Source organism: Stenotrophomonas sp., from assembly GCF_032066555.1.
Classification (GTDB): Bacteria; Pseudomonadota; Gammaproteobacteria; order Xanthomonadales; family Xanthomonadaceae; genus Stenotrophomonas.
This window is the reverse complement of sequence record NZ_DAMBKV010000008.1, coordinates 118,020-129,848: the sequence shown is the minus strand read 5'-3', so window position 1 is coordinate 129,848 and position 11,829 is coordinate 118,020. Positions and strand designations below refer to the sequence as shown.

Annotated in this window: 11 protein-coding genes; 4 read left to right on the top strand and 7 right to left on the bottom strand. The window is 65.7% G+C overall.

Annotated features, from left to right (window positions below):
• Nucleotides 1-202: 202 nt before the first annotated feature.
• From RT131_RS11560 to hflK, 4 genes are all read right to left on the bottom strand, one after another.
• Nucleotides 203-1,495 carry an adenylosuccinate synthase gene (locus tag RT131_RS11560; RefSeq protein ID WP_313172958.1) on the bottom strand — a complete coding sequence of 431 codons (1,293 nt, stop codon included), beginning with the start codon at nt 1,493-1,495 and terminating at the stop codon, nt 203-205.
• 245 nt (nt 1,496-1,740) lie between these two features.
• On the bottom strand, nt 1,741-1,926 hold the full coding sequence (locus tag RT131_RS11555) for a DUF2065 family protein (RefSeq protein WP_313172957.1): 186 nt from the start codon (nt 1,924-1,926) through the stop codon (nt 1,741-1,743).
• 158 nt (nt 1,927-2,084) lie between these two features.
• Complete coding sequence (locus RT131_RS11550; protein ID WP_282265868.1) at nt 2,085-2,948, bottom strand: protease modulator HflC; 864 nt, start codon at nt 2,946-2,948, stop codon at nt 2,085-2,087.
• Nucleotides 2,945-4,051, bottom strand: a complete 1,107-nt coding sequence (gene hflK / locus RT131_RS11545; RefSeq protein ID WP_313172956.1) for an FtsH protease activity modulator HflK — start codon at nt 4,049-4,051, stop codon at nt 2,945-2,947. Before hflK ends, RT131_RS11550 begins: the two co-directional genes overlap by 4 nt.
• A 295-nt stretch (nt 4,052-4,346) precedes the next feature.
• On the opposite strand from hflK, the gene RT131_RS11540 reads away from it, so the two are divergent.
• Both RT131_RS11540 and pilH read left to right on the top strand, forming a co-directional pair.
• Complete coding sequence (locus RT131_RS11540) at nt 4,347-5,342, top strand: YhdH/YhfP family quinone oxidoreductase (protein WP_313172955.1); 996 nt, start codon at nt 4,347-4,349, stop codon at nt 5,340-5,342.
• A 91-nt stretch (nt 5,343-5,433) separates the two neighbouring features.
• Complete coding sequence (pilH, locus tag RT131_RS11535) at nt 5,434-5,817, top strand: twitching motility response regulator PilH (protein WP_293714037.1); 384 nt, start codon at nt 5,434-5,436, stop codon at nt 5,815-5,817.
• Between the two features lie 299 nt (nt 5,818-6,116).
• Here the strand turns inward: pilH and RT131_RS11530 are convergent, their stop codons facing one another.
• Both RT131_RS11530 and RT131_RS11525 read right to left on the bottom strand, forming a co-directional pair.
• Nucleotides 6,117-7,016 (bottom strand): DnaJ C-terminal domain-containing protein, encoded by a 900-nt coding sequence (locus RT131_RS11530; protein ID WP_312370804.1) that lies wholly within the window; start codon nt 7,014-7,016, stop codon nt 6,117-6,119.
• A gap of 126 nt (nt 7,017-7,142) precedes the next feature.
• Entirely contained in the window at nt 7,143-7,580 is a 438-nt protein-coding gene (locus RT131_RS11525) for an Hsp20/alpha crystallin family protein (RefSeq protein WP_313172954.1), read from the bottom strand.
• Nucleotides 7,581-7,736: 156 nt separating this feature from the next.
• Between RT131_RS11525 and RT131_RS11520 the strand changes: the two genes are divergently transcribed.
• Together RT131_RS11520 and RT131_RS11515 are read left to right on the top strand one after the other, a co-directional pair.
• The gene (locus RT131_RS11520; protein WP_313172953.1) at nt 7,737-8,219 is read left to right on the top strand and encodes a peroxiredoxin; all 483 of its coding nucleotides are present in this window, start codon (nt 7,737-7,739) and stop codon (nt 8,217-8,219) included.
• 26 nt (nt 8,220-8,245) lie between these two features.
• Nucleotides 8,246-8,821 (top strand): DUF892 family protein, encoded by a 576-nt coding sequence (locus RT131_RS11515; protein ID WP_313172952.1) that lies wholly within the window; start codon nt 8,246-8,248, stop codon nt 8,819-8,821.
• A gap of 433 nt (nt 8,822-9,254) precedes the next feature.
• Here the strand turns inward: RT131_RS11515 and pbpC are convergent, their stop codons facing one another.
• The gene (pbpC, locus tag RT131_RS11510) at nt 9,255-11,588 is read right to left on the bottom strand and encodes a penicillin-binding protein 1C (protein WP_313172951.1); all 2,334 of its coding nucleotides are present in this window, start codon (nt 11,586-11,588) and stop codon (nt 9,255-9,257) included.
• Nucleotides 11,589-11,829: the final 241 nt, after the last annotated feature.

Here is an 11,829-nt window from a genome sequence, read left to right as displayed (position 1 = left end):
ATGGGTCGGCACTACAGTGAAGCCGGCGAGCTGCCAACCATCCCGAAGCCGAAGGGTAGTGCCGAGCCATGCTCGGCAGGGGCATTCCCGGTAACCCTCGCTGCCGACCATGGGTCGGCACTACGCTGAAGCGGGTCTCCTAGCCCAGAACGACCACGCCCCGCTTTCGCGGGGCGTTGCCTGTTGCATCACGGTGCCGCTATCAGCCCCACGGATCCTGCAGGATCATGGTGTGGTCGCGGTCCGGACCGGTCGAGACGATCGAGATCGGGCAGCCAGCCAGTTCTTCCAGCGAACGCAGATAGGCGCGTGCGGCCGGCGGCAGCTGGTCCCACTCGGTGATGCCGTGGGTGTTCTCGCTCCAGCCCGGGAACTCCAGGTACACCGGGGTGCACTCTTCCCAGCCCTGCGCATCCAGCGGTGCGTATTCCGAGCGCTTGCCACGGTATTCATAGGCAATGCAGACCTTCAGCTTTTCCATGCCGTCGAGCACGTCGAGCTTGGTGATGCACAGGCCGGAGATGCCGTTGATGGCCACGGCGCGCTTGAGCGCGACGATGTCCATCCAGCCACAGCGACGCGGACGGCCGGTCGATGCGCCGTACTCGGCGCCACGGTCACGGATGCCCTGGCCGATTTCGTCGTCCAGTTCGGTCGGGAACGGGCCGCCGCCAACGCGGGTGGCATAGGCCTTGGCAATGCCCAGCACGTAATCGATCGAGTCAGCGCCCACGCCGGTACCGGCCAGTGCGCCGCCAACGGTGGTGTTGGAGCTGGTGACGTATGGGTAGGTGCCGTGGTCGATGTCCAGCAGCGCGCCCTGGGCGCCTTCGAACAGCACGCGCTTGCCCTGCTTGCGCAGGTCATGGCAGATGCCGGCGACGTCGGACTTCATCGGCTCGACGTATTCGCCGAAGGCCAGTGCTTCCTGGTACACGGTGTCGAAATCCACCGGCTCCACGCCCAGGTACTTGGTCAGCACGAAGTTGTGGTAATCCAGCGCGGTGCGCAGCTTTTCAGCCAACTGTTCCGGGTAATGCAGGTCGGCGATGCGGATGCCGCGACGTGCCACCTTGTCTTCATAGGCCGGGCCGATGCCGCGACCGGTGGTGCCGATGGCCTTGCCGCCAGCCGCCTTCTCACGCGCCTGATCCAGGGCGATGTGGTACGGCATGATCAGCGGCGCAGCCGGCGAGATCTTCAGGCGTGAACGCACTTCCACGCCAGCCGTTTCCAGCTCTTCGATTTCCTTGCGCAGGGCGGCCGGGGAAATCACCACGCCATTGCCGATCAGGCACAGCGCGTCGTCGCGCAGGATGCCGGACGGAATCAGGTGCAGGACGGTCTTCTTGCCGTTGATGACCAGGGTATGGCCGGCGTTGTGACCACCCTGGAAACGAACCACTGCGCCGATTTCCTCGGTCAGCAGATCGACGATCTTGCCCTTGCCTTCATCGCCCCACTGGGCGCCGAGAACGACAACTGATTGACCCATGACGGGTAACTCCTGAGTTTGCTGCGGCCATCGGGGCCGCGGACGGGGCCGTGTACCGCCCATGGTCTGCCTTGGTGGAAACCCCATCGGGGAGCCTCCGGCAAACACCAGGGTCATACACGGAAAAAGCCGAACGGGGATGCTCTTGAAGGAGCTCGCCCGACCGGCTTTTCTGGATTATCCGGGTTTTGCATGGCAGCTACCACCCCCACGAGTTCAGGATGGTATGGCCGTCAGGGTTTGGTTCAGTGGCGGACCCACCAGAGGACGGCCAGGCCAACGAACAGCGCCGCTGCGCCCATTGCGCGCAGGGATGCAGCAGGTTGCTCCAGCATCTGTGCGGCCATCCGCTTCCACGCCAGCGGCGCGACGAACAGGAACAGGCCTTCGATGATGGCAACGAGGCAGAGGGCGGAAAAGAGATCTTGCATGCGCTATAGCCATTGCCTTCTCCCCCCCGGGAGAAGGTGCCCGTAGGGCGGATGAGGGTGCGGGCGAAGCCCACCGAATGAGGGACATCAGGGGCATCCCGCCCCTTACCCTCACCCCAACCCCTCTCCCGGCGGGAGAGGGGCTAAAGGTCAAGCGATCAGCGATCGCTCTTCATGTACTGCAGGAACGGGTCGTTCTTGTCGAGCACGATCACGCCGTTGCCGTCGGTCATCGAGGCACGGTAGGCCTCCAGGCTGCGGTAGAAGGCGTAGAACGACGGGTCGGCCGAGCCGGCCTTGCCGTAGATCGAGGCGGCCTGGGCGTCGCCCTCACCGCGCAGCTGCTGCGCATCACGCTCGGCTTCGGCCACGATCACGGTGCTTTCGCGGTCGGCCTGGGCACGGATGGTCAGCGACTGCTCCTCGCCCTCGGCGCGCAGCTTGGCGGCCTCCTGCTTGCGCTGCGCGCGCATGCGCTCGTAGACGTCGGCGATCACCTGGCTGTCGGTCGGCAGGTCGATCTGCTTGATGCGCAGGTCGATGATCTCCATGCCCAAGGCAGCAATCGCCTCGTTGATCGACTTCAGCTGGCCGGCAATCAGCTCGCCACGGTCACCGGACACCAAGGCCTGCAAGGTGCGCGAGTTGATCTGGTTACGCAGCGAGTCGGTGATGATCGGCGCAAGGCGGGCGTTGACGATCTTGCTGTCGCCGCCGGTGGCGCGGTAGTAGGCGCGAACGTCGGAGATCCTGCCAATGGCGAAGAAGTCGACGCTGACGTCCTTCTGCTCGGCGGTGAAGTAACGCGCCGGGGCGGTGTCCAGCACCTGGAAGCGACGGTCGAACACGCGCACGGTTTCCACCAGCGGCACCTTGAAGTGCAGGCCCGGCTTGATGTCGGCACGCACCACCTTGCCCAGGTTGAGCACCATGGCGGTCTGGTCTTCACGCACTACATAGACCGAACCCAACAGGCCCAGCAGCACCGCGACGAGTACGCCGATAACGACTGAGTTTTTCATCGGCCGGCCTCCTCACGCGATGCCGAGCGCGAGACCGAACGGTCCGCGTTGCGAATGCTGTCGGTCGCCGCCGGCAAGGCCGGTGCCACCATCTCCGGGGTCAGCTGCGGGGCAGCCGAGGTCTTGCCTGCGTCGGCCGGCATCGGCACGTAGATCAGCTGGCGGCCGTCGCCACCGATGACCTTGCGGTTCTCGGCCAGCACTTCCTGCACGGTTTCCAGCCACAGGCGCTTGCGGGTGACTTCCGGCGCGTTCTTGTACTCGCCCTGCAACAGGGTGAAGCGGCGGGCGTCACCTTCGGCACGGGCGACGATGGCCTGCTTGTAGCCTTCGGCGGTGGTACGGGCACGCGAGGCTTGGCCGCGCGCTTCCGGCACCACCTTGGCGGCGTAAGCCTGGGCTTCGTTGATCAGGCGTTCCTTGACCTGCTGGGCACCGTTGACCTCATCGAAGGCCGGCTTCACTTCTTCCGGCGGACGCGCGTCAGGCAGGGTCAGGCCGGTCACGCTGAGACCGGTCTTGTAGGTCTTCAGCGAGGCCTGCAGGCGCTGCTCGGCAACCACGGCCAGTGGACCACGGTTGTTCAGCACGGTATTCAGGTCGGCGCGGCCAACCTGTTCACGCACGGCGCTCTGCGCGGACTGTTCCAGCATCTGGTCGGCATCGACCGTACCGAACAGGTACTCGCGCGGGTCATCCACGCGGTACTGCACGTTGACCGATACGTTGACGATGTTCTCGTCACGGGTCAGCACCGGCACGTTGCTGCTGAAGGTCTTGATCTGGGTCGCATTGACCTTGACCACCGACTCCAGCGGCCACGGCAGCTTGAAGTTGGGGCCCGGCTGCAGGATGCGCGAGTACTCGCCGAAACGCAGGACCACACCGCGCTGCTGTTCACCGATCAGCTGGAAGCTGGAGAACAACAACAGCAGAGCCAACGCGACCAGCACCCAGCGCCAGATACCGCCATCAAACAGGTCGCGCAGCGGTCCAGGCAGTCCACCACCCCAACCTCCGCCATTGCCGCCACGTGGCGTACGCGGCGCGCGGTTGTTGTCCGCACCACCACCGCTGTTGCCGCCGGGTGTATTCCAGGCCATGCATGCTCCATCTGTAAGGGCCAGGCTGCGGGGGCTCCCGCCGAGGACCTGACCATCTATCGAATCCCGATTCTAACAAGGCAGACTCTGAACAGGTTCGGGGCTAGCTGAACCGACAGGGTTTGCCCGCTGACCTTCCCCCAAGGTGGATGATCCCCGGCCCCCCCTGGCCGAAGCCCGGTCCCGCAATATCCATTCGACCCCGGAACGGGCCCGCCAAGACTAGGAATAGGGGCAGACCGGCCTTTTCACAACCGTTATGGTTGCACTCCCCCGTTCCGACGCAGGCCTACCGATGTCCCACACCGCCCCGTTCACCGCCTTCCGCATCCACAACGACGACGCCGGCTACCGCAGCGGCCTGGAGTCGCTGGGCCTGGACCAGCTCAGCCCCGGTGAGGTGGTCATCCGCGCCCGCTGGTCCTCGGTGAACTACAAGGACGCGCTGGCCGGCACCGGCAAGGGCAAGATTCTGCGCCGCTTCCCGCTGGTGGGCGGCATCGACGTGGCCGGCGAGGTAGTGGCCTCGACCGACCCGGCCTTCCGCGAGGGCGACCAGGTACTGACCACCGGCTGCGGCCTGAGCGAGACCCGCGACGGTGGCTACAGCCAGTATGTGCGGCTGGAGTCCAAGTGGGTGATCCCGTTGCCGGCGGCATTGAGCCTGCGCGAGGCCATGGTGCTGGGCACGGCCGGCTTCACCGCCGCGCTGGCGCTGCTGCGCATGACCGACAACCGGCAGACGCCAGCCCACGGCCCACTGGCCGTCACCGGTGCCACCGGCGGGGTCGGCTCGCTGGCAGTGGACATCTTCAGCCGCGCCGGTTTCGAGGTGCATGCCATCAGCGGCAAGGCCGAGGCCGCGGACTACCTGACCGCCATCGGCGCCAGCCAGGTACTGGGCCGCGATGCCCTGGCCACCACCCGGCCGATGGAATCGGCCCGCTTTGGCGGCGGCCTGGACAACGTCGGCGGCAGCATGCTGACCAGCCTGCTGGCGCAGACCACGCCCTATGGCAATGTCGCTTCGGCCGGCCTGGCCGCGTCCGGCGCGCTGGACATGACGGTGATGCCCTTCATCATCCGTGGCGTATCGCTGTTGGGCGTGGCCTCGGCCGGCACCGCCCGCGACATCCGCGAGCAGGTCTGGCAGCGACTGGGCAGCGACTGGAAGCCGCGTCACCTGGACCGCATCTGTACCCGCGAAGTGGCGCTGGACGAACTGCCGGGGGTATTTTCGACCATGCTGGACGGCAAATCCTTCGGCCGCACCGTCGTAAGAATTGATTGACGCAAGTCACAGCACAACCCCGGCGTGGAACGCGCGGCTTCACGCCGGGAGCAGGCCGGCACTACACTGCCGGCACTACTTGGGGAAAAACATGGCGCGTATCCTGATTGTCGATGACTCACCATCGCAGTTGATGGGCATTCAACGCATCGTTGAAAAACTGGGGCATGAAATCTTCACCGCAACTGATGGTGCCTCCGGGGTAGAGGTTGCCAAGCAGGTGCTGCCGGACCTGGTGTTGATGGACGTGGTGATGCCCAACCTCAACGGTTTCCAGGCCACCCGCACGCTCAAGCGCGAGGCCACCACCCAGCACATCCCGGTGATCCTGGTGACCACCAAGGATCAGGACACTGATCGCTTGTGGGGCATGCGCCAGGGGGCCAAGGCTTACATCACCAAGCCGTTCACCGAGGAGGACTTGTCGGCGGTGATCGCGCAGGTGTTCAGTGCCGAGGCACCGCCGGTTGGGTGAAGCTGCTTTCTTGGGGAAAGCGTTTGGGAAGGCGGGCTTTGCCCGCCTTTCCTGTTTTTGGTGGTTGGGGTTTGCTTTGGGTTTGCTTGCTAAGAAGCTTGCCCTCACCCCAACCCCTCTCCCGCAGGCGGGAGAGGGGCTCGGATTGCTTGCGCTCGTAGTGCACTAGCCCTTCTCCCGCGCGCGGGAGAGGGGTTGGGGTGAGGGCAAGCTCCTGGCCAAAAATCCCAGCCGAAGACAAAAGAAAAGCGGGCAAAGCCCGCTTCTCTCCGACATCAGCAGCGTAAAAAAAGCCGCAATCAGTCCTCGCCAAACGCCTTGGCCAGGTCCTTGTACGCCTTGCGCTGGGCCTCGTTGCCCGCTACCGGCGCCACCACCTCCAACTCCACAATCTGGTCGCCGTCAGGCTTGCCCGGCAGGCCACGGCCACGCAGGCGCAGCTTGCGGCCGCTGTCCGAGTCGGCCGGCACCTTCAACTCCACCGCACCGCCCAGGGTAGGCACACTGATGCTGGTGCCCAGCGCCGCCTGCCAGGGGGTGACCTGCAAGGTGTAGAGGATATTGCGGCCATCCACCTCGAACTGCGGGTGCGAGGCGTATTCCACCTCCAGCATCAGGTTGCCGCCGCCGCTGCCCTGCCCACCCAGGCGGATCACCTGGCCGGGGCGGATGCCCTTGGGGACGCGCACGTCAAGCTGGCGCCCATCCACGGTGATGCGCAGGCTGTCGCCGTTGTAGGCAGCCTCCAGTGGCACGGACAGCTTGGCGCGGGTGTCACGCATCGGCTGCGGGCCGGCGCCGCCAAAGCCCGGGCCCGGTCGCCGACCACCGGCACCGGCGCCGCCACGCTGGCGCGCAAACAGGCTTTCGAAGAAATCGCTGAAGCCGCCGCCGGCACCACCGCCGCCGAACACCTCTTCGAAATCGAAGCCCTGGCCGCCGCCAAAGTTCGGCGGCGCGTGGAACTCCTCGCCGGGGCGGTAGCCCTGCGCGCGCAACTGGTCATACGCCTGGCGCTTCTGCGGATCGCGCAGCGCCTCATAGGCCTCGTTGACCGCCTTGAATTTCTCCTCGGCGCCGGCTTCCTTGCTTACGTCCGGATGGTACTTGCGCGCCAGCCGACGGTAAGCGGTCTTGATTTCGGCATCACCGGCGCTGGGCTCAACCCCGAGCGTGGCGTAGTAATCCTTGAATTCCATCCATACACCTCTGAAAAAAACTGGCCCGACACCTTGCGGCAACGGGCCATCGTGCAATCGGCAGGCGCCGTGGCCCCATTCTACCGGGCCACGGCCACTGCGCAGGTGGAAGTTCGCTCACGCCGCTCAGGCGCTGGGCTGGCCCTGCACCACCTGGATGCGGCGGGGAGCCGCCTCGCTGCGCTTGGGTATACGCACCTCCAGCACGCCGTTGTGGCTAGTGGCGACAATGCCCTCGGCATCGGCGCTGTCCGGCAGCACGAAGCGACGGTTGAAACTGCCCTGGCCACGCTCGCTGCGGGTCAGGCGCTGGCCTTCGGCCAGTTCAGGCGAGCTGCGCTGGCCACTGATGGTGAGTACTCCCTTTTCCATCTGCACGTCGATGCTGGCGGGATCAACACCGGGCAGATCGGCCATCACCACGAAACGGTTGGCTTCCTCGCGGATATCGACGGCAGGCAGCCATGCCGACGCGGTGCTGTTGGTGACGGTTTCGAGCAGCGGCGACAACAACTGATGAATCTCGGACTGGGTCGGCCACTGGCGGTAACGTACGATGCTCATGATGTCCTCCTGCAAGATAGGAAGGGACTGGCACGCCGGAATGGCACTGCCTTTCCCATGCCCAGGACGTATTGTGTGAAGACCGTCTTTTCAAGCTGTTGACGCGGCGCTTCCACCGCCTCTTTAAACTCAAATTCAGCCTAGGAGCCCCACCCAATGTCCATCAACGTCGGCGATCGCATTCCGGAAGTAACCCTCAAGCGTCTACGCGAAGGCCTGGAAACGATCGACACCCATGCACTGTTCGACGGCCGCAAGGTCGTGCTGTTCGCGGTGCCGGGCGCCTTCACCCCGACCTGTTCGGCCCGGCATCTGCCCGGCTACGTGGAGCACTTCGAGGACTTCCGCAAGCGCGGTATCGAGGTGTTCTGCATGGCGGTGAACGATCCGTTCGTGATGCAGGCCTGGGCCAAGAGCCAGTCGGTGCCGGACGGGCTGCAGATGCTGTCCGACGGCAATGGTGATTTCACCCGCGCGCTGGGCCTGGAGATGGACGCCAGCAGTTCGGGCATGGGCCTGCGTTCACGACGCTTCGCACTGTATGTGGAAGACGGCGTGGTGCGTGCCGCCTATATCGAACAGCCGGGGCAATTCGAGGTATCCGGGGCCGAGCACGTGCTCGCCCATCTGCCCGCATAGGGGCGCAACAGAAGGAAAGGCCAGCCATGAGCAAGCAGCCCGCCGCCAAATCCGCAAAAACCACGCAGTTGGCAGGTATCACCGATCGCAAGACCTTGCGTGCCAACGCACGCAAGAGCATCGAGGACGGTGCGGTGACGCCCACCTACACCGCCAACCGCACGGCGGTGATCAAGCTGCTCAACGATGCGCTGGCCACCGAGTGGGTATGCGTGCTGCGCTACTACCGCCATTACTACATGGCCAAGGGCATGCTGGCCGATGCGGTGAAGGCCGAATTCCTGGAGCATGCGCAGCAGGAACAGGCGCATGCGGCGCTGTTGTCCGAGCGCATCGTGCAACTGGGGGGCGAGCCGGATCTGAATCCGGACACCCTTACCGCGCGCGCCCATGCCGAGTACAAGGAAGGCGGCAACCTGCGCGACATGGTGCGCGAGAACCTGATCGCCGAACGCATCGCCATCGACAGCTACCGCGAGATGATCAACTTCGTTGGTGACAAGGACACCACCACCAAGCGCATCCTCGAACAGATCCTGGCGCAGGAAGAAGATCACGCCGACGATTTCGCCGACATGCTGGAAGGCTGGATAGGCGAGTAAGCCCGCCCAACGTGTAGTGCCGAGCCATGCTCGGCAGGGGCGTTACCGGCAATCCCAACCTTTTGGGAGCGCCGCGAGCCGCGAGACTGTCAATCAATCCGATTGCAGATGCGCAGCGGGTTTGTAGGCGTCGGCTTCATGGCTTGCGCTGGTCGTGCAGGCATTGTCGGGAAAGCCCCTTGCCGAGCATGGCTCGGCACTACGGGCATTGCTGGGAAGGCATCTGCCGAGCATGGCTCGGCACTACCGGCATTGCTGGGGAAGCCTCTGCCGAGCATGGCTCGGCACTACCGGCATTGCTGGGAGAAGCCCCTTGCCGAGCATGGCTCGGCACTACGGGCATTGCTGGGAGAAGCCCCTTGCCGAGCATGGCTCGGCACTACGGGCATTGCTGGGAAGGCCTCTGCCGAGCATGGCTCGGCACTACGGGTTTCTAGTTCACCACGCGGAAGCGCACGCGGGTCCAGGCACCGTCGGCGGCCAGCGCGGTCAGCGTGTGTTCGCCGGCGTCGTTGAAATCACGGGTGAAGCCGCGCGTGCCCTGGGTCTGGGCGATCCAGCGGCCATCCAGCAGCCATTCGATCGTCGCCTCGCTGCCCAGCGCCCGCAACTGCAGGCGCGGGCCGTGCTGCGCGCCCGGCGGGCGGGCCAGCGTAGCCAGATCATTGAGACCTTCGATATGCAGCACACCGTCCGACTGCCGGCCATCGTCTGCACAGTCCGCCGCCAAGGGCGGCAGCGCCTGTGCCTGCCGCTGGGCGACGCTCAGCCACGGTGAAGCCAATGCCGGCCACCTAGCGATCTCGCGATCTTCAACCCGCGCATGCCCCTCACAGCCGGGCGACACGCGCTGGCCGGTTATTGCATCTACCTGGAAACGCAGGCGCCCGGATTGCCACAGCCGCGCCTCACGTTCGGGGAAGCTGGGCGGCACGACCCCCTCCAGCACCCAGGCGGGGAAACGGCGCTGGCACATGGCCGGCGGGGTCTGCGCGGCGGCAATGCCCAGCGGCCAGCAGATCTCGACCTCGCTGACACTGTCCGGCCGCGCGCGCACCGCATTGTCACCGGCCTGTCGCGGCAGGCTGTCGATCACCTCGAACATCAAGGGCAAGGCGGTCACCGCACCGTATTGGCCGGGCAAGGGCGTGCCGTCCGGGCGTCCAACCCAGACCCCGACGGTATAGGTGCGGGTGCTGCCTATCGCCCAGGCATCGCGGTAGCCGTAGCTGGTGCCGGTCTTCCAGGCAACGCGCGGGCGGTTGCCGGTATCGAAGGTGCCTACGCCGTAACCGGGACGCGGATTGGATTCGAGTATGTCGCGCACGATCCATGCTGCGCCCGGCGAGACCAAGCGGCGTTCGATGCGCGGGTCCTCGGGCGTATACCGCACGCGGCCGGCGATGCCGTCGCGGTTCACGGCCGAAAACGCGCCGACCAGGTCCTCCAGGCGCGCGCCGGTACCGCCCAGGATCAAGGCCAGGCTGGGCTGGGTGCCCCGTGGAAAGCGCAGATTGATGCCGGCATTGCCCAGCCGCGCGGCAAAGCGCGCCGGCCCTACCCGGTCCAGCAGATCCACCGACGGCACGTTCAAGGACAAACGCAATGCCGTGGCCGCGCCTACCGGCCCGTTGAACGCCGCATCAAAGTTCCCCGGCCGATAACCACCGAAGCTCTGCGGCGCGTCGACGATCAGGCTTTCCGAATGGATCAAGCCATCGTCCAGGGCCATGCCATATAGGAAGGGCTTGAGCGTGGAACCGGGCGAACGCCAGGCCTGCACCATGTCCACATGCCCCAGCCGCGCCTTGTCGCCGAAGCTGACCGAGCCAACATAGGCGCGCGCCTCCAGGGTGCGGTTGTCCATCACCAGCAAGGCCGCCGAGGTGCGCTCGGGCAACTGCGAGAAATACGCGGCCACGCGCTCTTCCAGCGTGCGTTGCAGGCCGCTGTCGATGGTCGTTTCGATCTGGGCCATGCGTGGCTGGGCACTGCGCAGGCGCTGCGCCAGCAAGGCGGCATGCAGGGGCTGTTGCAGCGAACGCGCGACCACCAACTCAACCCGCGCATCGGCGACCTCCTCGGCCGACCACACGCCAAGCTCGGCCATGCGCGCCAGCACCTTGTCGCGGGCGCGCTGCGCGGCCTCGGGGTGCCGATCCGGGCGCAGTCGGCTGGGGGACTGCGGCAATACCGCCAGCAAGGCCGCCTCGGCCTGTGACAGGTGGGTGGCCGACTTGCCCAGGTACGCCCAACTGGCCGCTTCCACGCCTTCGATGGTGCCGCCGTAGGGCGCGCGTTCCAGGTAAAGATCGAGGATCTGCGCCTTGCTCAGGTGCACTTCCAGTTGCAGTGCCCGCAGCAACTGCTTGAGCTTGCCCCAGGGCGTGCGCGTATGCGGATCGAGGATGCGCGCGACCTGCATGGTCAGGGTGGAACCACCGGACACGATGCGCCGTTCCAGCAGCATCTGCTTGCCGGCCCGGAGCAGCGCCCACGGGTTGATGCCGGGGTGGCGCCAGAACCAGCGGTCCTCGTAGGTCAGCAGCGCCTGCAGGTAGAGCGGCGAAATGGTCTTTGCATCGGCCGGATAGCGCCACACCCCTTCGGCGTCGGCGAAGGCACGCAACGGCGTGCCGTCAGCAGCCACCACCAGGGTGCTGGTGTCGCGTGATTTCGGCAGTGGCAAGGGGAATGCCAGATCCAGCACCACCAGCAAGGTCAGCACTGCGGCAAGCGCCCAGCGCAGGTTGCGGAGCGTGAACACGGCGCGCAGGCGGGAGCCAAGAGGTTTCAGCCTGGGGAAGCGCGCTTTCACTGGGGACGATTCTTCAAACGTGAGCTGGGGGGCTGGGGCGGATTGGCTTGGCCGTGGGAGAGCTTACCCCTCCCCAACCCTCCCCTTGCCTTCGGCAAAGGGAGGGAGCAGGGCACCGCGATTGTTGACTGTGGCGCTGGGGCGGATTGGCTTGGCCGTGGGAGAGCTTACCCCTCCCCAACCCTCCCCT